General features: G+C 66.8%; 29 protein-coding genes. 18 read left to right on the plus strand and 11 right to left on the minus strand.

All coding sequences use genetic code 11. From position 1 onward, the window contains the following. Nucleotides 1-147: 147 nt before the first annotated feature. The 3 genes from K9B35_RS04250 to K9B35_RS04260 all read left to right on the plus strand — a co-directional run bounded on the left by K9B35_RS04250 (nt 148) and on the right by K9B35_RS04260 (nt 2,563). Entirely contained in the window at nt 148-1,770 is a 1,623-nt protein-coding gene (locus K9B35_RS04250) for a DNA polymerase III subunit gamma/tau (RefSeq protein ID WP_224920575.1), read from the plus strand. Continuing rightward, nucleotides 1,767-2,090: a YbaB/EbfC family nucleoid-associated protein gene (locus K9B35_RS04255; protein WP_224920576.1), complete on the plus strand. Its 324-nt coding sequence runs from the start codon at nt 1,767-1,769 to the stop codon at nt 2,088-2,090. The genes K9B35_RS04250 and K9B35_RS04255 overlap by 4 nt, the downstream gene beginning before the upstream one ends. A 182-nt stretch (nt 2,091-2,272) precedes the next feature. Next, on the plus strand, nt 2,273-2,563 hold the full coding sequence (locus K9B35_RS04260; RefSeq protein WP_224920577.1) for a hypothetical protein: 291 nt from the start codon (nt 2,273-2,275) through the stop codon (nt 2,561-2,563). 95 nt (nt 2,564-2,658) lie between these two features. On the opposite strand, the gene mtgA is transcribed toward K9B35_RS04260, so the two are convergent. From mtgA to K9B35_RS04275, 3 genes are all read right to left on the minus strand, one after another. Then, nucleotides 2,659-3,486, minus strand: a complete 828-nt coding sequence (gene mtgA / locus K9B35_RS04265; protein WP_224920578.1) for a monofunctional biosynthetic peptidoglycan transglycosylase — start codon at nt 3,484-3,486, stop codon at nt 2,659-2,661. Between the two features lie 17 nt (nt 3,487-3,503). After that, a complete protein-coding gene (gene rpoH / locus K9B35_RS04270; protein ID WP_224920579.1) occupies nt 3,504-4,409 on the minus strand; it encodes an RNA polymerase sigma factor RpoH in 906 nt (301 codons plus the stop codon). A gap of 84 nt (nt 4,410-4,493) precedes the next feature. Next, the gene (locus K9B35_RS04275; RefSeq protein WP_224920580.1) at nt 4,494-5,441 is read right to left on the minus strand and encodes an RluA family pseudouridine synthase; all 948 of its coding nucleotides are present in this window, start codon (nt 5,439-5,441) and stop codon (nt 4,494-4,496) included. Nucleotides 5,442-5,459: 18 nt separating this feature from the next. Between K9B35_RS04275 and K9B35_RS04280 the strand changes: the two genes are divergently transcribed. Together K9B35_RS04280 and K9B35_RS04285 are read left to right on the plus strand one after the other, a co-directional pair. Further along, nucleotides 5,460-5,864, plus strand: a complete 405-nt coding sequence (locus tag K9B35_RS04280; RefSeq protein WP_224920581.1) for a M67 family metallopeptidase — start codon at nt 5,460-5,462, stop codon at nt 5,862-5,864. A 226-nt stretch (nt 5,865-6,090) separates the two neighbouring features. Then, nucleotides 6,091-6,237, plus strand: a complete 147-nt coding sequence (locus K9B35_RS04285) for a lmo0937 family membrane protein (protein ID WP_224920582.1) — start codon at nt 6,091-6,093, stop codon at nt 6,235-6,237. An 82-nt stretch (nt 6,238-6,319) separates the two neighbouring features. Here the strand turns inward: K9B35_RS04285 and K9B35_RS04290 are convergent, their stop codons facing one another. Further along, nucleotides 6,320-7,081, minus strand: a complete 762-nt coding sequence (locus tag K9B35_RS04290) for an SDR family oxidoreductase (RefSeq protein ID WP_224920583.1) — start codon at nt 7,079-7,081, stop codon at nt 6,320-6,322. A gap of 102 nt (nt 7,082-7,183) precedes the next feature. On the opposite strand from K9B35_RS04290, the gene K9B35_RS04295 reads away from it, so the two are divergent. Then, nucleotides 7,184-7,555, plus strand: coding sequence for a winged helix-turn-helix transcriptional regulator (locus K9B35_RS04295; RefSeq protein WP_224921093.1), 372 nt, complete (start codon nt 7,184-7,186; stop codon nt 7,553-7,555). A 103-nt stretch (nt 7,556-7,658) separates the two neighbouring features. On the opposite strand, the gene K9B35_RS04300 is transcribed toward K9B35_RS04295, so the two are convergent. The 3 genes from K9B35_RS04300 to K9B35_RS04310 all read right to left on the minus strand — a co-directional run bounded on the left by K9B35_RS04300 (nt 7,659) and on the right by K9B35_RS04310 (nt 9,649). Beyond that, complete coding sequence (locus tag K9B35_RS04300) at nt 7,659-8,936, minus strand: serine hydrolase domain-containing protein (protein WP_224920584.1); 1,278 nt, start codon at nt 8,934-8,936, stop codon at nt 7,659-7,661. Between the two features lie 94 nt (nt 8,937-9,030). Then, entirely contained in the window at nt 9,031-9,453 is a 423-nt protein-coding gene (locus tag K9B35_RS04305) for a hypothetical protein (RefSeq protein ID WP_224920585.1), read from the minus strand. Continuing rightward, nucleotides 9,446-9,649, minus strand: coding sequence for a helix-turn-helix transcriptional regulator (locus tag K9B35_RS04310; RefSeq protein ID WP_224920586.1), 204 nt, complete (start codon nt 9,647-9,649; stop codon nt 9,446-9,448). The genes K9B35_RS04305 and K9B35_RS04310 overlap by 8 nt, the downstream gene beginning before the upstream one ends. A 167-nt stretch (nt 9,650-9,816) precedes the next feature. Here K9B35_RS04310 and K9B35_RS04315 point away from each other — a divergent pair, with 167 nt between their 5' ends. From K9B35_RS04315 to K9B35_RS04325, 3 genes are read left to right on the plus strand one after another with little or no spacing between them, the layout of a single operon-like run. Then, the gene (locus K9B35_RS04315; protein ID WP_224920587.1) at nt 9,817-10,461 is read left to right on the plus strand and encodes a histidine phosphotransferase family protein; all 645 of its coding nucleotides are present in this window, start codon (nt 9,817-9,819) and stop codon (nt 10,459-10,461) included. Further along, nucleotides 10,461-11,408 (plus strand): rhodanese-related sulfurtransferase, encoded by a 948-nt coding sequence (locus tag K9B35_RS04320; RefSeq protein WP_224920588.1) that lies wholly within the window; start codon nt 10,461-10,463, stop codon nt 11,406-11,408. Before K9B35_RS04315 ends, K9B35_RS04320 begins: the two co-directional genes overlap by 1 nt. Beyond that, complete coding sequence (locus K9B35_RS04325; protein ID WP_412103436.1) at nt 11,395-12,006, plus strand: glutathione S-transferase; 612 nt, start codon at nt 11,395-11,397, stop codon at nt 12,004-12,006. Before K9B35_RS04320 ends, K9B35_RS04325 begins: the two co-directional genes overlap by 14 nt. Nucleotides 12,007-12,051: 45 nt before the next feature. On the opposite strand, the gene K9B35_RS04330 is transcribed toward K9B35_RS04325, so the two are convergent. Next, nucleotides 12,052-12,504 carry a hypothetical protein gene (locus K9B35_RS04330; RefSeq protein ID WP_224920589.1) on the minus strand — a complete coding sequence of 151 codons (453 nt, stop codon included), beginning with the start codon at nt 12,502-12,504 and terminating at the stop codon, nt 12,052-12,054. A gap of 174 nt (nt 12,505-12,678) precedes the next feature. Between K9B35_RS04330 and K9B35_RS04335 the strand changes: the two genes are divergently transcribed. Then, the gene (locus K9B35_RS04335) at nt 12,679-13,017 is read left to right on the plus strand and encodes a helix-turn-helix domain-containing protein (protein WP_224920590.1); all 339 of its coding nucleotides are present in this window, start codon (nt 12,679-12,681) and stop codon (nt 13,015-13,017) included. Nucleotides 13,018-13,030: 13 nt separating this feature from the next. Here K9B35_RS04335 and K9B35_RS04340 read toward each other — a convergent pair whose 3' ends face one another. Beyond that, entirely contained in the window at nt 13,031-13,942 is a 912-nt protein-coding gene (locus K9B35_RS04340; protein WP_224920591.1) for a helix-turn-helix transcriptional regulator, read from the minus strand. A gap of 308 nt (nt 13,943-14,250) precedes the next feature. On the opposite strand from K9B35_RS04340, the gene K9B35_RS04345 reads away from it, so the two are divergent. From K9B35_RS04345 to K9B35_RS04380, 8 genes are all read left to right on the plus strand, one after another. Next, the gene (locus tag K9B35_RS04345) at nt 14,251-16,560 is read left to right on the plus strand and encodes a chemotaxis protein CheA (RefSeq protein ID WP_224920592.1); all 2,310 of its coding nucleotides are present in this window, start codon (nt 14,251-14,253) and stop codon (nt 16,558-16,560) included. Beyond that, nucleotides 16,557-16,991: a chemotaxis protein CheW gene (locus tag K9B35_RS04350; protein WP_224920593.1), complete on the plus strand. Its 435-nt coding sequence runs from the start codon at nt 16,557-16,559 to the stop codon at nt 16,989-16,991. The genes K9B35_RS04345 and K9B35_RS04350 overlap by 4 nt, the downstream gene beginning before the upstream one ends. Nucleotides 16,992-17,065: 74 nt before the next feature. Beyond that, entirely contained in the window at nt 17,066-17,431 is a 366-nt protein-coding gene (locus tag K9B35_RS04355) for a response regulator (protein WP_224921095.1), read from the plus strand. Between the two features lie 12 nt (nt 17,432-17,443). Then, nucleotides 17,444-18,502, plus strand: a complete 1,059-nt coding sequence (locus K9B35_RS04360; protein WP_224920594.1) for a chemotaxis protein CheB — start codon at nt 17,444-17,446, stop codon at nt 18,500-18,502. Then, entirely contained in the window at nt 18,502-19,362 is an 861-nt protein-coding gene (locus K9B35_RS04365) for a CheR family methyltransferase (RefSeq protein ID WP_224920595.1), read from the plus strand. The genes K9B35_RS04360 and K9B35_RS04365 overlap by 1 nt, the downstream gene beginning before the upstream one ends. A 54-nt stretch (nt 19,363-19,416) precedes the next feature. Beyond that, nucleotides 19,417-20,124 (plus strand): N-acetylmuramoyl-L-alanine amidase, encoded by a 708-nt coding sequence (locus tag K9B35_RS04370; protein ID WP_224920596.1) that lies wholly within the window; start codon nt 19,417-19,419, stop codon nt 20,122-20,124. Next, complete coding sequence (locus K9B35_RS04375) at nt 20,124-21,539, plus strand: NAD(P)H-hydrate dehydratase (RefSeq protein WP_224920597.1); 1,416 nt, start codon at nt 20,124-20,126, stop codon at nt 21,537-21,539. The genes K9B35_RS04370 and K9B35_RS04375 overlap by 1 nt, the downstream gene beginning before the upstream one ends. Continuing rightward, nucleotides 21,536-22,732 (plus strand): class I SAM-dependent RNA methyltransferase, encoded by a 1,197-nt coding sequence (locus K9B35_RS04380; RefSeq protein ID WP_224920598.1) that lies wholly within the window; start codon nt 21,536-21,538, stop codon nt 22,730-22,732. The genes K9B35_RS04375 and K9B35_RS04380 overlap by 4 nt, the downstream gene beginning before the upstream one ends. Here the strand turns inward: K9B35_RS04380 and truA are convergent. Together truA and fmt are read right to left on the minus strand one after the other, a co-directional pair. Next, complete coding sequence (truA, locus tag K9B35_RS04385; RefSeq protein ID WP_224920599.1) at nt 22,729-23,469, minus strand: tRNA pseudouridine(38-40) synthase TruA; 741 nt, start codon at nt 23,467-23,469, stop codon at nt 22,729-22,731. The genes K9B35_RS04380 and truA overlap by 4 nt on opposite strands. Continuing rightward, entirely contained in the window at nt 23,466-24,428 is a 963-nt protein-coding gene (gene fmt / locus K9B35_RS04390) for a methionyl-tRNA formyltransferase (protein WP_224920600.1), read from the minus strand. The genes truA and fmt overlap by 4 nt, the downstream gene beginning before the upstream one ends. Nucleotide 24,429 lies beyond the last annotated feature (1 nt).

The following is a 24,429-nucleotide window of genomic DNA, read 5'->3' on the forward strand; positions in this document are numbered from 1 at the left end:
ATCGCGGGGAGGGTGCCAGATCGTCACGCCAGCGTGGATTCGTGGCCGAGCGGTCGGAAGCCGCCGTAACGATTTTCGTCCCCGGTCGCTCTGGAGCGGACCTTCCCTACATGACGCGCGCCGCATGACCCGCTAGGGTCTTCCGCAATGTCCGATTCATTCCTTGGCCTCGACGAACCGCCTCAGCCGCGCGACAGCGTGTATCGCGTGCTTGCGCGCAAATACCGGCCGCAGACCTTTGCCCAGCTGATCGGGCAGGATGCGATGGTGCAGACGCTGGGGAACGCGATTCGGCGCGACCGGCTGGCGCATGCGTTTCTGCTGACCGGCGTGCGCGGGGTCGGCAAGACGTCGACCGCGCGGCTGATCGCCAAGGCGCTCAATTGCATCGGTCCGGACGGGCAGGGCGGGCCGACGATCGACCCGTGCGGGGTGTGCGAGCCGTGCCGCGCGATTGCCGAGGGGCGGCATATCGATGTGATCGAGATGGACGCCGCCAGCCATACCGGTGTCGACGATGTGCGCGAGATCATCGATGCGTCGCGCTATTCGGCGGTGAGTGCGCGGTACAAGATTTACATTATCGACGAAGTCCACATGCTGTCGAAAAACGCGTTCAACGCGTTGCTCAAGACGCTGGAAGAGCCGCCGGGGCATGTGAAGTTCCTGTTCGCAACGACTGAGGTGCAGAAGGTGCCGGTCACGGTGCTGTCGCGCTGTCAGCGCTTCGACCTGCGGCGGATTCCGGCGGACAAGCTCGCCGCGCATTTCGGTGAGGTGGTCGAGAAGGAAGGCGCGCAGGCCGAGCCCGAGGCGTTGGCGATGATCGCGCGCGCGGCGGAAGGGTCGGCGCGCGATGGGCTGTCGATCCTCGACCAGGCGATTGCCCATGCCGGGATGGAGGGCGGGGCGGTCACTGCCGATGCAGTGCGCGACATGCTCGGCCTGTCCGACCGCAACGCGATCCGCGACCTGTTCGGGTTGGTGATCGCGGGCGATGCGGCGCGCGCGCTGGCGGCGTTGCGTGGGCAATATGATCTGGGCGTCGATCCGCAGGCGGTGCTGAAGTCGCTGCTGGAGATGGTGCATCGCGTGACGCTCGCCAAGCTGGGCAACGAGGTCATTCCCGGGCAAGCGGCCGAGGAGAGCGCGTCGCTGGGCGAATGGGCGGGGAAGCTCGGCTTTCCTGCGCTTCACCGGCTGTGGCAGTTGCTGCTGAAGGGGCATGACGAGGTGATCCGCGCCGCGCTGCCGATCGAGGCGTGCGAAATGGCGTTGTTGCGGGTGATCCACGCCTCGACCCTGCCCGATCCGGGTGAGCTGGCGCGCAAGATCGCCGAGGGTGCGCCGATGGGCGGGCCGGCACCGGCCGCAGCCCCGAGCGCACCGGCCGAGGCGCCCGCGCCGCGCAACATGGCCGAACTGGTCGAGCGGCTGGCGGACGCGCATGAGGTGCATCTGGCGGCGCGCGTGCGGAACCTTGTCCGCCTGATCCGGTTGGAGGAGCCGGTGGTCGAGGTCAGCAGTCACGGCATCCCGGCAGATCTGGTCCATGATTTCGAAAACGCGTTGCGACGCGTGCTCGGCAAGCGCTGGTCGCTGCGCGTCGTCGATGCGCCGGGCCAGCAGACGTTGAACGAGGAGCGTGCAGCGCTCGAGGCGGCGGAGCGCGATGCCGTGCTCGCCTCGCCCGTGGTTGCCGCGGCGCTCGAAGCCTTTCCAGATGCCGAGCTGATCGGCTGGACCCGCGAAAACAGGAGGTTTGGGTGAAGAGTATCGAAGACATCATGGCGATGGCGCAGAACGTCCAGAACGAGCTGACCAAGGCGCAGGCGAACCTCGACGGGATCGAGGTCGAGGGCGCGTCGGGCGGCGGGCTGGTGAAGGTCAAGGCGAGCGCCAAGGGCCGGATCATCGGCGTCGATATCGACGAATCGCTGCTCGCGCCGTCGGAAAAGCAGATGCTGGAAGACTTGGTCGCAGCTGCGCTCAACGATGCGCGGGCGAAAGCGGATGCGGCGGCGTCGGCGGAAATGTCGAAGCTGTCGAGCGGTATTCCGCTGCCTCCCGGCTTCAAGCTGCCGTTCTAAGGGCGTTTGCGGCGGCACCGGCCCGCTCCCCCACCCGGCCACCCAACTTTAGTATCCTATGGGTGGCCGGGTGGGGGAGCGGGCTGGTGCAAAACTAACGAAAGCGCCTGAACATTTCACAACGGGAACAATGGCTTTTGCCCCGGCGTTGGGCGGCCAATGTTCCTGTTGGGAGATGAGAGATGGCTGAAGAACGGATTGTCGAGCGCACCGATGGCGTGACTGCCGAGCGCGTGACCGAGCGCAATGGCGGCGGCACCACCACGGTGATCGAGCGGCGCGGCGGTGGCGGCGGGTTGATCCTGGGGATCATCGCGCTGGTGATCGTGGTTGTCGGCGCCTTCTACTTCCTGAGCAACAATTCCGAGACCCGCAAGGACGCGGCCATCACCGAAGCGGCTCAGGCCGTGGGCGAAACCGCCGAGAAGGCTGGTGACGCGATCGACAAGGCGGTTCCTGCCGAAAAGAAATAAGACCCGCTCGCCCTCCTAATGTGTAGGAGGGGCGTAGGGAGGGCATGTCGGGTCGACTGACGTTTGCCACTTCGGCGATCCGTCATGTCCTCTCCCTAGCGCACGCAGGCGTCCAGGCCCTCGCGCTGGACCACGCCGATGCGCGCCGCGATCGAATTGCCATAGCGGCGGGTGAAGCCCTTGGGCGCGGTGGCCGCCCGTTTCTTGGGTAGCGGCAGCACGGCGGCGATGCGCGCTGCCTCGGCGCGGGTCAGGTTGCCCGCGCCCTTCTTGAAGTACCGACGCGCACCCGCTTCGGCGCCATAGGTGCCGATGCCGGTTTCGGCGACGTTCAGGTAAACTTCCATGATGCGGCGCTTGCCCCAGATATTCTCGATCAGGACAGTGAACCACGCCTCCAGGCCTTTGCGGAAATAGCCGCCGCCCTGCCACAGGAAGACGTTCTTCGCCGTCTGCTGGCTGATCGTCGATCCGCCGCGCAGCACCTTCCCGCCCTGTGCGTTGCGCAGCATCGCGGCGGCCATCGAGTCATAGTCGAAGCCCGAATGGGTGCAGAAACTGCTGTCCTCAGCGGCGATCGCGGCGCGGGCCATGTCAGCGTCGATGCGCGACAGCGGCACCCATTTCTTGGTCACGCCATGGCCGGTGAAAATGTCGCCCATCATCGTCAGGGTGAAGGGCGGGGGGACGAAGCGGTAGAGCGTGACCATCGCCACCGACACCAGCACGAATGCGAGCGCGCCCTTGAACAGCCAGCCGAGGATGCGGCGGCCGATCGGCTTGCGGGGCTTTTTGGGCTTCACGGGCTGGATGCCGATTCCGTCGAGATGGCCAAGGTCGGGGAGCGGACGCGCGCCGAGCGGCTGGCCCGGGCGCGGAGCACCCGGGCGCGCGCCGCCCATTGCGTCATTGGTGTCGTCCATCCGCCCTCGACCGCGACTTACATCGCGGGGAGGAGGCGGCGGTCGCCGGCCAGGCGCATCATCGCCTTTTGCAGCTTTTCGAACGCGCGCACCTCGATCTGGCGGACGCGTTCGCGGCTGACGCCATAGACCTGCGACAGTTCTTCGAGCGTCTTGGGGTCGTCGGTCAGGCGGCGTTCGGTGAGGATGTGCTTCTCACGCTCGTTCAGCTCGTCCATCGCATCCACCAGCATCGAGTGGCGGACATCGGCTTCCTGCGCTTCGGCAACGACCTCATCCTGCAGGGCGCTGTCGTCCTGCAGCCAGTCCTGCCACTGGCTCTCGCCATCTTCGCGCATCGGCACGTTGAGCGACGTGTCGCCGCCCATCGCCATGCGACGGTTCATCGACGTGACCTCTTCCTCGGTCACGCCCAGATCGGTGGCGATCTTGGCCAGATCCTCGGGCTTGAGGTCGCCGTCCTCGAACGCGTCGAGCTTGGCCTTCATCCGGCGCAGGTTGAAGAACAGCTTCTTCTGCGCAGCGGTGGTGCCCATCTTTACGAGGCTCCACGAGCGCAGGATGAATTCCTGGATCGAGGCGCGGATCCACCACATCGCATAGGTGGCGAGGCGGAAGCCGCGATCGGGCTCGAACTTCTTCACGCCCTGCATCAGGCCGATATTGCCTTCGGAAATCAGTTCGCTGACCGGCAGGCCATAGCCGCGATAGCCCATCGCGATCTTCGCCACGAGGCGCAGATGCGAGGTGACCAGCTGCGCGGCCGCTTCGGGGTCGCCATGCTCCTGAAAGCGCTTCGCGAGCATATATTCCTGCTCGGGCGCGAGGATCGGGAACTTCTTGATCTCCGCCAGATAGCGGTTGAGGCTTGCCTCACCGCCGAGGGCTGGGATCGTCGCCGGGACATTGCTTCCGCGGGCCATGGTCACTTACTCCCTTTAATTGGGCTTCCCCCCTTTATAGGCGAGGACGCCGGTCGACCCTCCATTTGGACGAGTCAGAAAATACTATACGATGAGGTTAGCCATCAGTTCCTGCATGTCCGCCGGCATTTCGCTATCGAACGCCAAAGCGTGACTATGGATAGGATGGATGAACCCCAACCGGGCGGCGTGCAAGGCCTGGCGGTGGAAACCCAAGGTTTCCAGCACCTCCCGGTGTTCTTTTTTCGTTCTACCATAAACCGGGTCGCCGAGCAACGGGTGACCGAGCGACGCCATATGCACGCGCACCTGATGCGTGCGGCCGGTTTCGAGGCGGCATTCGACCAAAGCTGCCTCGTGCAGCGGCTTTACCAGCGTCCAGTGGGTGACAGCGCGCTTGCCACCCGGCTGGATGGCGATCTTCTTGCGGTTTTGCGGCGAGCGCGCAAGCGGCGCATCGACGCTTCCGCCTGACGTTTTCGGTCGGCCAGAGACGATCGCCTGATAGCGGCGGTCGATCGAATGATCCTTGAACTGGCGGGCGAGGCCGACATGTGCGCGGTCGGTCTTCGCCGCGACCATCAAGCCCGACGTGTCCTTGTCGATGCGGTGGACGATGCCCGGCCGCGCGACGCCGCCGATGCCCGACAGGCTGCCCTGGCAATGGTGGAGCAGCGCGTTGACCAGCGTGCCGTCGAAATTGCCCGCAGCGGGGTGGACGACCAGCCCGGCCTGCTTGTCGATGACGATCAGATGTTCATCCTCGAACACCACGGTGAGCGCGATGTCCTGCGCCTCGTTATGCGCAGGCTCGGGTTCGGGGACGTTGAGCGTGAACAGCGCGCCGCCGGGCGCCTTTTTCTTCGGATCGCGGATCAGACCATCGGGGCCGGTGACGTTGCCGGTGGAGATCAGCGCCTTGATCCGCTCGCGCGACAACGTGGGCAGCGCATCCGCCAAAGCCCGGTCGAGCCGCCAGCCATCTGCTGCATCCGCGATCCGCGCTTCGAGTGTGGAAACCCCCCGGTTCATTGCTGTAGGGAAATGGGAATGGGATTGCGGATTTCAAGCTGTGTTATCGCGCTAATCCAGCGTGCTGCGGCCGACGCCGCGCCGCTGGAGGCGTGCGGGCTGTTGTTCGGGGCGGATGGGGTCGAGCGGGCGAGCGTGGAGGCGAATGTCGCGGACGATCCGGCGCGGCGGTTCGAGATTGATCCGGGGGCGCTGATTGCGGCGCTGCGGGCCGAGCGTGGGGGCGGGGACAAGGTCATCGGCTATTGGCACTCGCACCCGTCCGGGGATGCGACCCCGTCCGCGACCGATGCGGCGATGGCGGCGGCGGACGGGAAGCTGTGGGTGATCGTCGGGGGGGACGCGGTAACCGCGTGGCGCGCGGGGGCGCGCGGGCTGCATGGGCGGTTCGAGCGGATGGAGGTCGAAACGGTGCTGCCTTGACCGCATTGGAACCTTTACGGACGCGGTCTATGCAGTTGACGAGGCTCGGGTTGCAGCATGTCGATTACGGCAAACAATATGACATTCGTATCGAAGAGGCGCCCGACTGACCGTTCACGTCGCTCCCAGGGTTGCTTCGCCACGCTTGCCGCAAGCGGGTGTGAGGCGGGCCTCGGAACGTTCCGGTTCCGACCTTGTTACCCCTTCATCGCAAATGGGAATGAACATGCTCTGGACTATCGCCGTTATCTTGCTGGTTCTCTGGCTGCTGGGTTTCTCGCTCAATGTTGCCGGCGGCCTGATCCATCTCATCCTCATTGTCGCGCTGATCGTCGTGGTCGTTCAGTTCCTCAAGGGGCGTCGCGGGGTTTGATGAGCGGGTTCCAAAAGGTGGAGCGCGCTCAAGCCGCTTGAGGAAGCCCGGCCCCGGCTCAAGGCCGGGGCGACGGGGATGATCAATGCTGCGCGCCCTTCACCATCGCGGTGAGTTGCTCGAGCGTCGCGTCGAAGCGGCCTTCGGCCTCGGCGTTGCGCAGCGGCTTTACGCGCTCGACCAGCACTTCCTTTGGCGTCGGGGTCTGTCCGAACAGCGCCATCACTTCGTCAGCGAAATCGTCGAGCGGCTGATAGGCGGCACGCTCGCGCTGGCCGGGGGTGAGGTCCGTCTGGACGGCGGGCGGGGCGAGTTCGATCACTTCCACCGATCCTGCCAGCGCATCCCGGAGCGAGAGGGTGTAGCTGTGGATCGCCGCCTTGGTCGCGCTGTAGGTTGCGGCGATGACCAAAGGCACGAAGGCGAGACCGGAGGTGACGTTGACGATTGCCGCGTCGTCCTGCGCCTTCAGATGATCGACCAGCGCGTTGGTCAGGCGGATCGGGCCGAGCAGATTGGTGGTGATTGTCGCCTCGGCATCGGTCAGGTCGCGGCGGGTGGACAGGTCCTCGTAGCGCATGACCCCGGCATTGTTGATGACGACATTGAGCGCCGGGTGGGCGGCGATCAGGTCGGCGGCGAAGGTTTCGATGGCTTCGACGCTGTCGATGTCGAGCGTCATGGCGTGCATGTTCTCGCGACCGGCGATCGCGGCGTCGAGCGCGTCGCGGCGGCGGCCGGCGACGATCACGGTGTTGCCGGCATCGTGCAGGCGATGGGCGAGCGCCTCGCCGATGCCCGACCCGCCGCCGGTGATGAGGATGGTGTTGTCGGACTGTTTCATCTGCGTCTCCATGGGATGTGGTGACGGGGATTTAGGGGCACGCTATCGTATCGAAAGAAGGCACCCGAAAGAATTATACTTACCGAAAAGAGAGTGTGGGCGATGGGCAATGGCGAGTGGCATGCGAGCGATCCGCGGGTCGATGCGCTGGTCTACGATCTGATCGGCGCGGTCGCCGACAAATGGTCGATGATTCTGCTGGAGACGCTGGATGAGCGCGGCGAGATGCGGTTCACGCACCTGTCGAAGGCGATTCCGGGGATCAGCCAGAAGATGCTGACGCAGACGCTGCGGCGGATGGAGCGCGACGGGTTCGTCACGCGGACGGTGCATGCCGTTGTGCCGCCGCGCGTGGACTATCGGCTGACCCCGCTGGGCGAGAGTTTGGGTGAGGCGTTTTGCGGGGTGTGGCATTGGGCCGAGGCGAACCTCGACGCGGTGGCCAAGGCGCGCGAGGGGTTTGACGGGCGCTAGGGGTATCCCAGCCTCGGTTTGCCCTGAGCCTGTCGAAGGGCGGAATACCACCGCTTTCGGGGCAGGTGCTTCGACAAGCTCAGCACAAACGGATGTGGGTGGCTCAATCCCCCTTCGGCCCAAGATAGTCCGTGCCATATACCGCCTTGCGGATATCCGTGTGCAGCGTCCCGTCGAACGGGAAGGTCTGGACGAAGAATACCACCGCCATGTTGTTGGCCGGATCGACCCAGAACAAGGTGCTGGCCGCGCCGTCCCAGAAGAATTCGCCGACCGCGCCGCGATTGCGGTCCGGCGTCGAGGGGCGGGCGGTGCGGACGGCGAAGTTGACGCCGAAGCCGCCGTCGATCTTGCCCATCAGCCACTCGCGTTCCTTGATCGCGGGGTCGAGGTGATCGGTCGCCATCAGGCGGATCGTTGCGGGCTTGAGCAGGCGCGCGCCGTCCAGCTCGCCGCCGTTCAGCAGCATTCGGGCAAAGCGCATATAATCGTCGATCGGCGCGACGATGCCGGCGCCGCCCATGGTCAGCGGCACGCCGGGGAAGTTGCGCTCGCGCATCGCCGCCTCAGGCTGGCGGGTCATGCCGGTCGGCCCCTTCACATAGGTCGCGGCGAAGCGGGGGAGGCGGTCCATCGGCTGGTGCCAGCCGGCCTCGCGCATCTTCAGCGGATCGAAGATGTGCTTCTGGACATAGTCGGTGAACTTCATGCCCGACAGGCGCTCGACCAGCAGCGCCTGGACATCGACCGATACGCTGTAATGCCATTCGGTGCCGGGTTCGGAGAGCAGGGGCACCTTGGCCAGCCGCCGACCGAACTCCGCCAGCGTGTTCTGCGGGTTGAGCGGATCGGCGGCGGCGAACGCCTTGTGCGCCGCAGTCGGGCCGTCGCCATAGGCAAAGCCGGCGGTGTGGCGCAGCACGTCGCGGATGGTGATCGGACGGCTCGCGGCGCGCCACAGCGGCTTGCCATCGGGGCCGGTGCCGTCCTGCACCTGCATATTCGCGAAATCGGGGAGGTAGCGCGCGAGCGGATCGTCGAGGCGGAACTTGCCCTGTTCCCACAGCTGCATCAGCGCGACGCCGGTCACCGGCTTGGTCATCGAATAGATTTGCACCAGCGTGTCGCGGGCGAAGGGGCGGGCGGCCTCACGATCGGCGACGCCACGCGCGGCGAAATGCACCTCGCGCCCGTCCTTCCACACCAGCACCGACCCGCCGACCGCGCGACCATCGGCGATCATCTTCGCCAGCATCGCGTCGATCCGCTTGGTGTCGAGCTTCACGGCGTCGGCGGGGGCCGCGCGGGTCTGGGCGAGCGCGGGGGCCAAGGGCGCCGTAAGCGCCAGAGCCGTCAACGTTGTCAGTGCAAAGCGGTACATACAATCCCCTCCATGAATTTTGCAGCACGCTAGCCGGGCGCGCCGCGCGACGAAAGGGGCGTCGCGTGGCGCACATGCCGAAATACGGCGAACCTCAGCCGCGCCGACGCCAGAGCCATGCGCCGATTGCCGCGACGACGGCGAGCGCCCAGGGCAGGTCGAACGATAGCGTCTGGCCGAACATGGGGGCGATGACTTCCGCGAGCGGCGGCACCACCAGCGCGACCAGGCCTGCGGCAGCGAGGCAGAGCGTGGCGGTCGCACGGTGATACTCGTCGGCCGCGCGCCAACTGCTCCACAGATAGGTCAGGATCAACGCCGCAACACCCAGCATCAGCGCCGAGCGTATCGGCAACGGCATCCCGTCGCCCGGCGCGCCGCGAATGCCGTCGGCCACCCCGATCGCGAACGGGATCGCGATCAGCAGCGCGACCACCCCGATTGTCAGCCACCGATTGCGCCGCCGACTGCGATCCGCGCGCGCCGCATGCTGTTGCTCACCCCAGCGTTCAGTCATCGTCATTCCCGTCATTGAAGATTTCCCCGATTGGCTGTCCGAACAGGCGCGCGAGCCGGAATGCGAGCGAGAGCGAGGGATCGTGCTTGCCGGTCTCGATCGCATTGATCGCCTGACGCGACACGTCGATCCGGCCGGCAAGCTCGGCTTGGCTCCAGTCGCGTTCGGCGCGCAGCACTTTCAACCTGTTCCGCACGCCGCCCGCTTTGCTGTTCAAAAACACACGACCCGGTGTCAGGTCTTCCTGACATATTGCGGCGAAGAATCGGCTTGTCAATAAAACCTGACATTTTGTCGTGAGAACGTTGCATATCGTGGTTTGCCGCGCTTGCAGCGGCGGCGCGGCTGGGCCAAAGGGGAGGGATGAACATTTCGCCGACCGACTTTGCCAGCTTGCTCTGCTCGCGCCTGTGCCACGACCTGTTGAGCCCCGTGGGCGCGCTCAACAATGGGCTGGAGCTGCTCGCCGACGAGCATGATCCCGAGATGCGCGCGCGCTGCCTGGAATTGCTCGCGGAGAGCGCGAAGGCGAGTGCGAACAAGCTGAAATTCTTCCGGCTGGCGTTCGGTGCGGCGGGCGGGTTCGGCGACACCGTCGACACGCGTGAGGCGCAGGCGGCGATCGACGGCCTGTTCGGTGACAATCACCGCGTGTCGATCGGCTGGATGGTCGAGGATCCCGTGCTGCCCAAACAGGTGATCAAGGTGCTGCTCAACCTTGCGCTGATCGGCGGCGATGCGCTGGTGCGCGGTGGGCAGCTGGATATCGGCGCCGAGGCGCGCGACGATATGGTCGAGATCGTGGTGCGCGCGCAGGGGCCGCGTATCGTGCTGGATGGCGAGCTGCGCGGTGCGCTGAGCGGCGATACCGGCGATTCGCCGGTGACCCCGCGCGCGGCGGCGGCGTATCTGGTGCATCAGCTGGTGACGCAGGGTGGCGGCGAGCTGCAGGTTTCGCCGCCCGACGCCGATGTGCTGCTGTTCGGGGCAGCGTTCAACCTCAGCTGATGGACGGCCCGGTCCGCGTCGCGGCGCTTTACCAGTTCACCCGGTTCGACGATCCGGCGGCGCTACGCGGCCCGCTGCTGGACCTGTGCGTCGCGCAGGGGGTGAAGGGCACGCTGCTGCTCGCGCGGGAGGGGGTCAACGGTACGATTGCCGGGAGCGATGCGGCGATCGACGCGGTGCTGGCGCATGTCCGCGCGCTGCCCGGATGCGCCGCGATCGACGTCAAATTCTCGCACGCCGAAGCGATGCCGTTCCACCGGATGAAGGTGCGCCTCAAGCGTGAGATCGTGACGATGGGCCAGCCGGACATCGATCCGCTTGCCGGGGTGGGGCACTATGTCGCGCCGACCGAGTGGAACGACCTGATCGCCGATCCGGACACGGTGCTGATCGACACGCGCAACGATTATGAGGTCGCGATCGGCACGTTTCGTGGCGCGATCGACCCGCAGACGCGCAGCTTCAGCGAGTTTCCCGACTGGTTCCGCGCCAAGCGCGCGGAGATCGAGGCGGAGGGACGCACGCCCAAGATCGCGATGTTCTGCACCGGCGGCATCCGCTGCGAGAAATCGACCGCATTCGCGAAGGCGGAGGGGGTAGAGCAGGTGTATCACCTCAAGGGCGGCATCCTCGCCTATCTGGAAGCGGTGCCGCAGGACCGCAGCCTGTGGGACGGCGAGTGCTTCGTCTTCGACGAGCGGGTGGCGGTGAAGCATGGCCTTGAGGTCGGCGAGCATGTCCTGTGCCGTGCGTGCCGGATGCCGGTAAACCCGGAGGGACAGGCGTCGGCGGACTATGTCGAGGGCGTTAGCTGCCCGGCTTGCGTCGGGACGCGCACCGAGGAACAGCGCGCCAGCTATGCCGAACGGCATCGCCAGTCGTTGCTGGCGCAGGCACGTGGCGAGGCGCATGTCGGCGCGGTGTTTCGCGAGCATGAGCCTGACTGACCCGATCCTCTACAGCTTCCGCCGCTGCCCCTATGCGATCCGGGCGCGGCTGGCGCTGGCGGTGAGCGGGACGGCGGTCGAGCATCGCGAGGTGAAGCTGCGCGACAAGCCGGTGGAGATGCTGGCAGCCTCGCCCAAGGGGACCGTGCCGGTGCTGGTGCTGCCTGATGGGAGGGTGATCGACGAGAGCCTCGACATCATGCGCTGGGCGCTGGGGCGGAACGACCCGGAGGACTGGCTGGCGGGCGATGACGCGGCGCTGATCGCGGCGAATGACGGCGCGTTCAAGGGGCATCTCGACCGGTACAAATATCCTGAGCGCTACGCGGCGGATGGCGTGGATCACCGCGCGGCGGGGTTGGCGATGCTGGGCGCGCTGGAGGTGCGGCTGGGCGAGCAGGCGTATCTCGGGGGAGACCGGTTCGGCCTGGCTGATGCGGCGATCCTGCCGTTCGTGCGGCAATTTGCTGCGGTAGATCGGGAGTGGTTCGCGGCGCAGGATCTGGCGCGAGTGCAGGGGTGGCTGGCGGCGTTTGTCGGATCGCCGCTGTTTGAGGGGGTGATGGTGGCTCGGGAGGTTTGGCAGCCGACCGCGTGACACCCGACCTTGTGTCGCACGTTCTCCGGAAGACTGGTTTCGGGGCTAGTCATTACGCCTCGACCAATCAAAATTCTCGTCTGGGCGTGGCGGCCGAGGCGGAAGGCTGGGGCCGCGCGATGCACGATAGGTAAGCTGAGCCCCCTTCGCTTCGGCCACCCGCTTGAACACCCGACCGCGCTCGTCATGGACGATGGCCAGCTTGCCCGGCGCGGTCCAGACGACGTTCATGAAAATCGAGCCGTCCATCCCGGCGTTGACCTTGCCATGGTCGCTGTCCGCCACGAACACCTCGACGGCATCGGATTGGGGTTCGCTTGCGCGGCCTACCCGAACGATGGTGGCAAAGCCGGTGGTGGCGCCGCAACTGCGAACTTCGGTTGCCGCATAGCGGTCGCTGCCGATGTCGCGGGCGACTTGCAAAACGTCGGTGCCGCAAGCGGGTTCGATGCCGCATGCCGATAACAGGAGAAGCGAAGCGGGCAGCACGGGGCGCATTAGCTGAAGCTAGCCTCCGTCGGTGGACGTGCAAAGCGCCCATGTCACCTGCGGCACGACGCTCGACCTAGGACGACGCCGATTGATACAATCGTTACGATATCAGAATGAGTACCGCCGTTATTGCTGGCGGTAACCGTTTTCCTTAGCCGGCGCGTCAAAGGAGCTGCCGCAATGTTGACCGCTGAACTCGCCCGTCCCGCACTTCCCATGGACCTCGGTGACATCGCTGTCGTACCGGGTGCGTCGTGCGGTGCGCTGCTGGCGGCGGCGCGGCTCGAGCGGGGTCTGGAACTGAGTGACATCGCGCGCGTCACGCGCTTTTCGGAAGCGTTTATCGCTGTGATCGAGGCGGAGGACTATGCGGAATTTGCCGCGCCGATTTACCTGATGGGTGCGGTGCGAGCGTACGCGCGGATCGTGGACCTTGATGCGGAGGTGCTGGTCGACTTGCTGCGCGGCGAAATTGCCGCGCGCGCGATTACCTGGCGGCGGAGTGGCTGGCTGGCCTGACGCGCGGGTGCCGCTACCCCGCGTGCGCGTGTTGCGCCACGCCGGGGCTCTGACGCCAGGGGCGCGGGCGGCGCAGGACGTGATCCAGCGCGGTGCAGCCCTTACCGCAGCGGTGCCGCTCCACCCGCGAGAACAGGGTCGCGGTGCGCCCGGCGACCAGCTCCAGCGCCTCGACATAGGTCGCGCTGGTGAGGAAGCGGTCCGACGCGCGCACGCCGTTGCCGCGCCGTTCGAACAGATGGGCATAAGCGGGGTCCGAGACGATCCGGTACACGGTCGACCGCGAAATCCCGAGCATCCGCGCGAGTTCGGCGAGCGGCACGAACGCGCGCTCCTCGGCATGCGGAATCGTGTCGGCACGGGCGAAGGGCGTGGTTCCCGATGGCTGGCTGTTGAGGTGCGCGACGCTGGCGGAGCAGACGAGGTGGATCAGGAACAGCTCGGTAAAGCGCAGGTCGAAATGCTTCGACGTACTCGCCATGACGAGGAACTGGTCGAGCGCCGCCAGCACGCAGCTATTGTCGCAGGTTCCAGAACCCAGCGACCCGCGATCGGTCGCGCCCAACGCTTCCATCGTCGCGGCGGCGCGGCGCAGCCGGCGGCTGAGGTCGAGGCACCAGTCAGCGAGCGTGGCCGGCATCGGTGAGGGGAGCGAGACTCCGCCGGTCTCGGCGATCGCGATCCAGCCGATATCCACCATCTTCTGAACGTTCCGCCGCACGGTTTCAAAGGGCAGCTCGAGTGAGGAGGCGATGGCGTTGATCGATGGGCCACGCGCAATTACGGGGCCGCGCATTTCGCGATCGATCAAGTCACGGGTGACCGAAATCAGGATCGGAATGCACACCATCCGCGCCCGCGCCAGTTGCGGTGGCAGGCGCGCGCCAAGATCGAGGGTTGCCGCAAAGACTTGCTCGGCAACCACGCGTGTGACGAGTCTGCAATTGAGACGCATTACGTCAAGTCGCGTCGACATCCGATCCCCCAACCCGTCAATAGGTTATGGGTGTTATAACCCGGCACCTACCGACCTCAATTTGGGTAAACCGATTCAGCAGCGGGGGGTACTCCGTGCAAATACGGGAGTATTTGCACGTTGACGCACAGCCCGTCATTTGGTTGCAAACGTTACTTTAGCGGTCCGAGATGCGAATCTGCGGCTTCCACCGACCCCGCTCTAACCACCTGTTAACCGTGTCGATGCCATGACCGCACGGTGGTGTGGGGGCGGCCGTGGACGATCTGTTACAAGAATTCATTGCCGAGACGCGGGAAACGCTCGAAGCGCTGTCGGGCGAGATCGTCGCCTGGGAGGCGTCGCCGCAGGACCGCGAGCGCCTCGACGCGATTTTTCGCTTTGTTCACACCGTCAAGGGCAGCTGCGGATTCCTTGATCTGCCGCGGCTCGCGCGCCTCAGCCATGCGGCCGAAGATGTGCTGGCCGATGTGCGCGCGGGCGATCGCGTGCCGGATCGCGCATTGGTCAACGCCGTGCTGGGCGTAGTCGACCGGATCGGCGAGATTGTCGAGGCGATCGACGCTGGCGCGGCGCTGGACGATACGGGTGAGGATCTGCTGATCGCCGCGCTGGCGGGCGGGGCTGCCGAGATGGCGCAACCGAGCGCCCCTGTGGTGCAGCGCGCACACAGCCGCAGCGTGCGGCTGAACGTCGACCTGCTCGACCGGATGATGAGCGGCATGTCCGACATGGTGCTCGCGCGCAACGAGCTGTCGCGTCGGCTGCGCAGTGCCGAGGTCGATCCGCAGGTCGAAGCGGCGCTGGAGCGGATGTCCGCGACCGTCGCCGACCTGCGCGACACGGTGACGCGGACGCGGATGCAGAAGATCGACGCTTTGTTCTCCGCCTTGCCGCGCATGGTGCGCGATACCGCGGCGGGGCTGGGCAAATCGGTGCTGCTCAATGTCGAGGGCGCCGAGGTCGAGCTCGACCGCGAGATGATCGAGGTGCTGCGCGACCCGCTGGTCCACATCATCCGCAATTCGATCGACCATGGCATCGAACATCCCGCCGAGCGCCGCGCCGCGGGCAAGCGCGAACATGGCCGCCTGACCGTGTCGGCGCGCCAGTCGGGCAATCAGATCGTCGTCGAAGTGTCCGACGACGGGCGCGGGATCGATGTCGACCGGGTGATCCGCAAGCTGGCCGATACTGGCCGCGATGAGCGTGAGCTGCGTGCGCTGGGCGACCGTGCCAAGCTGGCGCTGATCTTTGAGGCGGGTCTGTCGACCAAGGACGAAGTGACCGAGATTTCGGGGCGCGGCGTTGGAATGGACGTGGTCCGCGCTGCGATCGAGCAGATCGGTGGACGCGTCGAGCTGCATAATGATCCCGGCCGGGGCCTGCGCATCCTGATCCATGTGCCGCTGACCCTGTCGATTATCCCGACGATCGTGGTGGGGGCGGGGGGCCAGTCCTTTGCGATCCCGCGTCAGGCGATCGAGGAAATCGTCAGCGAGCGCAGCGATGCGATCCGCGTCGACCGCATCGGCAGCGCCTGGGTGGTAACGCTGCGCGACCGGCGGCTGCCGATGATCGTGCTGGCCGACCAACTGGGGCTGAAGCCGGTGGCGAGCAGCGGCTATCCGATGGTTGCGATCGTGAGCATGGGTGAGGGCAGCTATGCGCTGCGTGTCGATGATGTGCTCGACAATGAGGAATTGGTGATCAAGCCCGCGGCGCCCGCGATCATGGCGACGGGCATCTATGCCGGGCAGACCTTGCCCGACAGCGGCTGTCCGATGCTGTTGCTCGATTGCGCAGGGCTGGCGCGCGACGCCGGGCTGCAGTTCGAGCGGGCGCGTGAACTCGAGATCGAAGAGGAAAGCGTTTCGCTGGACGATGGTGCGCTGGCGCTGGTGTTCACCGATCTGGACGGCGCGCGCCGTGCGGTGCCACTGGAGGTCGTCGACCGGATCGAAAAGGTCGGCGCGGGCGCGATCCATCGCAGCGCGGGCCGCCTGCGCCTGACCATCGATGACCGCATCCTGCCGGTCGCTGCGGTCGAGGGGGCGGATCCCAAGCGCACCGGATCGATCCTGCGGCTGCGCGATGGAATGACCGAGATCGCCTATGCCATCGCCGAACCGGCCGACATCGTCGCGATGCCGACCGAGATCGCGCCGGCGAGCCTGCCCGGCCCGATCGCGGGCGTGGCGCTGATCGATGGCGAGCCGGTCGAGATGCTCGATCCGATGTGGCTGTTCGGCGAACATGGTGAGGCGGATTCGGACAGCGACGCGGCGCCGCTGTGCCTGTTGGGCGGTGGCGACACCGGCTGGCTCGGCACGTTCATCCAACCGCTGCTGGAGGGCGCGGGCTATCGCGTCGTCAGCGCGCTGGCGCCGGGCGAGGCGGCGCAGGTCGTACTGACGCTCGATGCCGAGCCGGAGGGCGGCGAGGCCGCGCCGGTGGTGCGGCTGCGCAGCCGCAAGCGCGGCGGCAGCGACGGAACCATCTATCGCTATGATCGCGAGGCGCTGCTTGGCGCGATCGCCGAAGTTGCCCGGGGAGGCACGCGATGACCGAACAGCTGTTCCTGATCGCGCATATCGCCGGGCAATCGGTCGCGATCGACGCCAATCAGGTCGAATCGGTGGTCGATATCGGCAACATCGTCGCGGTGCCGCGTGCGCAGGGTCATGTCCGCGGGCTCGCCGCGCTGCGCAGCCGGGTGGTGACGGTGATCGATACCCGCGCCGCGCTGGGGCTGGAGCCGGGCGAGGGCGCTGGTGGTCGCGCGGTGATCACCCCGGTCGATGGCCATCATTATGCGATGCTGGTCGATGCGCTCGACGATGTCGCGCCGTTCGAGCCGCAGCCGCTGGCAGCGGGCGTGCCGCTGTCGGGGATGTGGCAGCAGGCCGGGCGCGGGCTGATCGAGCGCGACGGCGAACCGATCCTGACGATCGACCTGGCGGCGCTGGTCCCCGGCCTTGTTGCGCCGACCACGTGATCGGCAATTAACGTCCTACTTACGTATTTATTCCATAGTCGTCGTCAGTTCCGCAGAACCGGGAAGTGTCTCGTATGAAAACCTGCCTCGTCGTCGATGACTCCAAGGTGATCCGAAAGGTCGCGCGGCACATCCTCGAGACGTTGAATTTCGAAGTGCGCGAGGCCGGTGATGGGCGCGAGGCGCTGGAGGCATGCCTTGAGGCATCGCCGGACGTGGTGCTGCTCGACTGGAACATGCCGGTGATGAGCGGGATGGATTTCCTGCGCGCGCTCAAGGACAGCGGCATCGCCAACAAGCCGAAAGTGGTGTTCTGCACCACCGAAAACGGCATGGCTTATATCCGCGCCGCGATCGAGGCGGGTGCCGACGAATATGTGATGAAGCCGTTCGACCGCGAAACGCTGGAGAGCAAGCTTCAGATCGTCGGCGTCGCTTAAGGAAATTTTCGAATGTCTGGCAGTCCCCTCGCGGCCGGCATCCCGCCGGATCCGCGCGACGATGTCGTTCGCATCCTGATCGTCGATGATTCGGCTGTCGCCCGCGCGGTGCTGAGCCGGATGATTGAGGGGATGCGCGGCTTTGCCGTGGTCGGGGCGGTCAGCAATGTGCCGGGCGCGCTCGCCTTTCTCGCGTCGCACCGCGCCGATGTGATCCTGCTCGACCTTGAGATGCCCGGAGTTCACGGCCTGACCGGTCTGCCCGACCTGCTGGTCGCGGGGCAGGGGGCGAAGATTCTGGTGGTGTCCTCTGCCGCCGAACGCGGGGCCGCCGCCGCGGTGCAGGCGCTGGCGCTGGGTGCCGCCGACACGCTGGTCAAGCCGGGCGTGGGCAGCTTTGCCGGCAAGTTCGCCGAGACGCTGGAGGAGCGGCTGACGCGCCTGACCGATCGCGCGGGCGAACTGGTCGGGCCGAGCCGTGTGCCGATCGGCGTGCCGCAGGAATTCGATATCGTCGCGGTCGGCGCATCGACCGGTGGCATCCATGCGCTAAGCCAGATGCTGCGCGCGATCCCGCCGAGCTTCGAGGTCCCGATTCTGGTGACCCAGCATCTGCCCGCCTCCTTCATGAGCTATTTCGCCGCGCAACTGGCGGTGCTCGCCGGTCGCCCGTGCGAGGTGGCCGAGGATCATATGCGGGTGCGCCCGGGCCGGATGCTGGTCGCGCCCGGCCATGCCCATCTCCGCTGCGTCCGCAGCAGCGAGGGGGTCGGGATCCGGCTGACCGATGAGCGTTCGGTCAGCGGGTGCATGCCTTCGGTCGATCCGATGCTCGAATCGGTGGCCGAAGTTTATGGCAAGCGCGGCCTTGGCGTGATGCTGTCGGGCATGGGGCGCGACGGATCGATCGGCGCGCGCGACCTGATCGACGCGGGCGGCGCGATTCTGGCGCAGGATCGTGCCAGCTCGGTCGTGTGGGGCATGCCCGGCGCGGTCGCCGCGAGCGCCAGCGCGGTGCTGCCCCCCGACGAGATCGGACGCATGGTCGCCAGCCAGCGGCGGCCGCGTTGATGTCGGCAACCCAACCCTTTGCCTCATCCGGCGCAATCAATGTCGTCGGCGCATTGTTGGAACAGCGCACCGGGCAGCAGATCGCCGCCAACCGCGCGTGGCGGATCGAAACCGCGCTGAAGACGGTGCTGCGCGCGCATGGCCTGGACAGTGTCGATCAGCTGATCGCGCGGCTGACCGGTACCCCCACCGGGCCGCTCGCCGATGCGGTGGTCGATGCGCTGCTCAACAACGAAACCTCCTTCTTTCGTGACACCGGTGTTCTGGAGCTGGTGGTCGAAGCCGCAGCGGCGATCGCGGCCGAGCAGCCGGGGCGCCGGCTGCGCATCTGGTCGGCGGGCTGTTCGACTGGGCAGGAACCCTACTCGCTCGCAATGCTGTTCGAGGAAGCCTATGTCGCGCGCGGCTTGCCGTTCCCTGAAATCGTCGCGACCGACGTGTCAGCAGCGACGGTCGATCGCGCGCGCGCGGGACGCTTTTCGCAGTTCGAGATCCAGCGCGGGTTGCCGATCCGGCGCATGATGACCTGGTTCGAACAGGATGGCACCGAATGGGTCGTCCGCCCCGAACTCGCCCGCCGGATCCAGTTCCGCCGCCATAATCTGGCGCAGGACGCCGCGCCGCCGGGCAAGTTCGACCTGGTGCTGTGCCGCAACGTCCTGTTCTACTTTCCGCAGGCGATGCGCGCCCGCGCCTATCAGACGTTGCGCAGCGCGGTCCGCGATGGCGGCGCGCTGTTGCTGGGGGCGGGGGAGACGGTGATCGGCCAGACCGATGCGTTTGTGCCGTGCGCGCGGATTCGCGGCCTGTATCGCGCCGATACCGCACGTTGCGTCCCGCCGGCGGCTGCGTTCGGCTGACACCGGGTTTCAACCGGCTTGCGTTTCGGCGCGTGTCGCCGCATCCCTCAGCGCATGCAGGACCGGGCCGAGCTCAACATCATCGAGGCGCCTTCGCCCAATTTCAACGAACGGCTGCTGCCGGTCAGCATGATCGTGCTGCACTATACCGGCATGCGCAGTTCCGAAGAGGCGATCGAGCGGTTGCGCGATCCGGCGTTCGGGGTCTCCAGCCATTATGTGGTGGCCGAGGACGGACAGGTCGTCCGGATGGTCGATGAGGGCAAGCGCGCCTGGCACGCGGGCGGGTCGCACTGGCGCGGCGTGACCGATGTCAATTCGGCATCGGTGGGGATCGAGATCGTCAATCCCGGCCATGAATATGGCTATCGCCCGTTTCCCGACGAACAGATCGACGCGGTGATCCGGCTGGTTGCCGATATCAAGGACCGCTACGCGATCACGCGCGGCAATGTCGTCGGCCATTCCGACATTGCCCCGGCGCGCAAGCAGGATCCGGGCGAGTTGTTCCCATGGGGCAAGCTGGCACGGCTGCGGCTGGCGCTGCCGCGCCCGACCAAGAATTTGATGGACCCCGGCTGGACCGATGGCGGCTTTCTGCTCGCGCTGGAGCGGTTCGGCTATGACGTGCGCGATCCGCTGGCGGCGACGGTGGCGTTTCAGCGGCGCTTCCGGCCCGAGCTGATCGACGGAACGATCGACGCAGAATGCCGAATGCTGCTGCTCGCATTGCTGCTGCCCAAGCCCCAGGGCGAAGACTGATGTTCCTCAATGTGCCCGAAGGGGCGCCGATCCTGACCGCCGCAGCGATGCGCGCGGCGGAGGAGCGCGCGATCGCCGCCGGATCGAGCGTTGCGGCGCTGATGGAGCGTGCTGGGACGGGCGTTGCGGAATGGGTCCACCGGCTGGCGGCGGGCAGCGAGGTGCTGATCCTGTGCGGGCCGGGCAATAATGGCGGCGACGGCTATGTCGCGGCGCGGGTTCTGGCGAGCCGGGGCGTACCGGTGCGGGTGGCGGCGCTGGGTGAACCGGGGACAGAGGTTGCGGCTGCGGCGCGGGCGGCGTGGAGTGGGGCGGTTGAGGCGTTTCCGCAGCCACTGTCGGACACGGGTGCCTACTCCGGAGTTTTTGTCGATGCCGCGTTCGGTACGGGCCTGAACCGTTCACTTTCTGAAGAAATTTCGGACGTGATCGAGCAGCTTGTGCGGCTCTCACGGCTGGCGATTACAGTCGATCTGCCAAGCGGGGTCGATTCCGATACGGGCGCCGATAACAACCTGTTTCTGGAGGCGAGTTTCGATGTCACGCTCGCGCTGGGCGCGCTCAAGCCCGCGCATGTCCTGCAGCCGACGGCGCGGCATTGCGGCGCGGTTCGGCTGATCGACATCGGGCTGGACTTGCCGCACGCGCCGGTGCGCACATTGGCACAACGCGGGATCACCATCCCGCAGCCCTGGTCGCACAAATACTCGCGCGGCATGGTCGCGGTGGTGTCCGGCCCGATGCACGGCGCGTCGGAGCTGGCGGCACGTTCAGCCTATCGCGCAGGGGCGGGTTATGTAAAGCTGCTGACCGGTGGCTTGCCGAACCCGCCGCACGCGATCGTCCGCCAGCGCTGGAGTGCCGAAGCACTCGACGACAAGCGGATCGGTGCGGTGGTGATCGGGCCGGGGCTGGGTCGCGACGATCGCGCGCGCGAAAAGCTGGATGCGGCGCTCGCGAGTGAGCGGCGGCTGGTGATCGATGGCGATGCGCTGCATTTGCTCGACCTAGCGGTGCTCAAGGACCGCGCCGCGCCGGTAGTGCTCACGCCGCACGCCAGCGAATTTGATGCGCTGTTCGGCGTGGGGGCCGGAAGCAAGATCGAGCGCGCGCAGGAAGCTGCTGCGCGCAGTGGTGCAGTCGTGGTGTTCAAGGGCGCGGACACGGTAATTGCTGCGCCCGATGGCTGGGCCAATGTCGCAGCAATGGGCAGTCCGTGGCTGTCGGTCGCCGGGACCGGCGATGTGCTGGCGGGGGCGATTGCCGCGATGCTGGCGCAGGGCGTCTGGGATCCGCTGCGCGCTGCTAGCGATGGCGTCTGGCTGCACGGGCAGGCCGCGCGGATGCTCGACCGCTGTTTCCTCGCCGACGAACTGGCGGATGCGCTTCCGCAGGCTTATGAGCGTGCGCGATGAGTGAAGACGAAACGATCGTGCGGGTTGCCGCACGCGGGGATGGGGTAACCGCGGACGGGCGCCATGCCGCGCTTGCCGCACCGGGCGACCGGCTGCGCGCCGATGGCTCAGTCGCGCGCGGCCCGCGTCATGTCGAGCCGCCGTGCCGCCACTTTCCCGAATGCGGCGGGTGCCAGCTTCAGCATCTCGACGATGCCGCCTATGCCGAGTTTCTGACCGGGCGGATCACCGGGGCGCTGGCGCAGCATGGCCTGACCGCCGAGATCCGCGCGCCGATGCTGTCGCCGCCGCGCACGCGTCGCCGCGCGACGCTGCATGCGGAGCGGCGCGGGCGGCAGGTGCATCTGGGCTTTACCGAACAGTCCAGCCACCGGCTGATCGACGTTCAGCAGTGCGAGGTGCTCGATCCCTGGCTGTTCGCGCTGCTCCAGCCGCTGCGCGGGCTACTCGCGTCGTATCTGCCCGAGAGCCGGCGGGTTAACGTCCACCTCGCGCTGACCGATCAGGGGCCGGATATCCTGGTCGATGGGCTGGTGACCGACAGCCTCAAGGCGGTGGAGGCGGTGACCGCGTTCGCGATGCGCCATGCGCTAGGGCGGCTGAGCGTCGATGACGGGATGGGGCCGGAAGCGCGTTGGGAGCCCGATCCGGTGACGGTCAGCTTCGGCGGCGTTGCGGTGCCATTCCCGGCGGCGAGCTTCCTGCAGGCGACGCCGGAGGGCGAGGCTGCTTTGGTCGCTGCGGTGCGTGAGGCGGTTGGCGGGGCGAAGACGATCGCCGATCTGTTCGCGGGGCTCGGCACCTTCACCTTCGCGATGGACCCCAAGGCCAAGGTCTATGCCGGCGAGGGCGCGCGCGACGCGATCCTGTCGCTGAAGGCGGCGGCCGGGCGCGGGTTGCGTCAGGTGTTCGCCGAGCATCGCGACCTGTTCCGCCGCCCGCTGACCGCGAAGGAACTCGACCTGTTCGACGCGGTGATCCTCGATCCGCCGCGCGCGGGGGCGAAGGAGCAGGCGGTCGAGCTGGCGGCAAGCAAGGCGCCGGTGATCGCCTATGTCTCCTGCAACCCCGCGACCTTCGCGCGCGATGCGGAGGCTCTGGTCAAGGGTGGCTATCGCCTCGATTGGGTGCAGCCGGTCGGGCAGTTCCGCTGGTCGACCCATGCGGAGCTGGCGGCGAAGTTCAGCCGCTAAGGATAATCCGCCTTCACGAAATACAGCCCGTCCGACGGCGCGTTAAGGCCGAGGCGGGCGCGGTCCTTGGCCTCCAGCGCAGCGCGCAGGTCGTCGGCGCTCCATTGCCCGCGCCCGACCATCGACAGGCAGCCGACCATCGATCGCACCTGATGATGCAGGAACGATCGTGCCGAAGCGTGGATCGCGATCTCGTCGCCCTCCCGCACCACATCCAGCCGGTCGAGCGACTTGAGCGGGCTGGCCGACTGGCAATGGACCGATCGGAAGGTGGTGAAATCGTGCGTGCCGACCAGAATCTGCGCGGCGGCGTGCATCGCATCGGCGTCAAGCTCGGCGGGAACGCGCCACTTCAGCCCCGCATCGAAGGTCAGCGGCGCACGGCGGTTGGCGATGCGATAGATGTAATGGCGCGCGGTGCAGGAAAAGCGCGCGTGCCAGTCGTCTGGGACGGTCTCGCACGCCAGGATCGCGACCGGCACCTTGCGCAGATGCGCATTGAGCGCCTCCATTAGCCGGAACGGCGCGATGTCCTTCTCGATTTCGGTATGCGCGCGCATGCCCAGCGCATGGACCCCGGCATCGGTGCGCCCGGCGGCATGGACCAGCGCATCCTCGCCAGTGATACCGTGCAGCGCATCCTCGATTGCGCCCTGCACGCTGGGGCCGTGATCCTGATATTGCCAGCCCATGAAGGGGCGGCCGTCATATTCGATGGTCAGCGCGAAGCGGGTCACAGCTGGGTTCCGGGGGGAATCGGGAAGCCGTTGAGCAGTTCGCGGGTGGTGACGACGCCGCGTCCTGCGCGCTGGACGAGGGTGGGGCGGATGGCTCCGGTTGCGCAGGCGATCCAAAAGCCCTCTCCCCCTTGGGGAGAGGGTTGGGAGAGGGGCAGTGCTGCTGGGTCGAGGATCATGCCCCTCTCCCCAACCCTCTCCCCGAAGGGGAGAGGGAGCTTTTCACCCGCCAGCACGCGGATTCGCTCGCCGTCATGCTCGAACCACGCACCGGGCGGGTTGAAGGCGCGGATCTGGCGTTCGACCGCGTCGGCGGGCTGGTCGAAGTTCAGGCAGGTTTCGGCTTTGTCGATCTTCGCCGCGTAAGTGATACCGTCCTCGGGCTGAGCCACGGCCGGATGCCCGTCGAAATCGGCCAGCACCTGCACCATCAGCCGCGCGCCCAGCTCCGCCAGCTCGGCGGTGAGTTCGCCCGCCGTCTTGCCGTCGATCGGCGTGCGCCCCTCCAGCCGTACCGGGCCGGTGTCCAGCCCTGCTTCCATCTGCATGATCCCGACGCCGGTCTCCGCATCCCCGGCCAGGATCGCGCGCTGCACCGGCGCCGCGCCGCGCCAGCGGGGGAGGATCGAGCCATGGACGTTGAGGCAGCCGAGGCGCGGTGCCTCCAGCACGCTGACCGGAAGGATCAGGCCATAGGCGGCGACCACTGCGACATCGGCATTGAGCGCGGCAAAGGCGGCAACCGCGTCGGGGTCTTTCTTGAACGACAGCGGCGTGCGGACTTCGATCCCTAGTTCCTCGGCGCGGGCATGGACGGGGGAGGGGGTCAGCGCCTTGCCGCGCCGCCCGCCGGGGCGCGGCGGCTGGCTATACGCCGCGACGACATCATGGCCCGCTTCGACCAGCGCATTGAGGGTCGGCACCGCGAAGTCGGGGGTGCCCATGAAGATGATCCGCATC

Source organism: Sphingomonas sp. R647, assembly GCF_020177055.1.
GTDB lineage: Bacteria > Pseudomonadota > Alphaproteobacteria > Sphingomonadales > Sphingomonadaceae > Sphingomonas.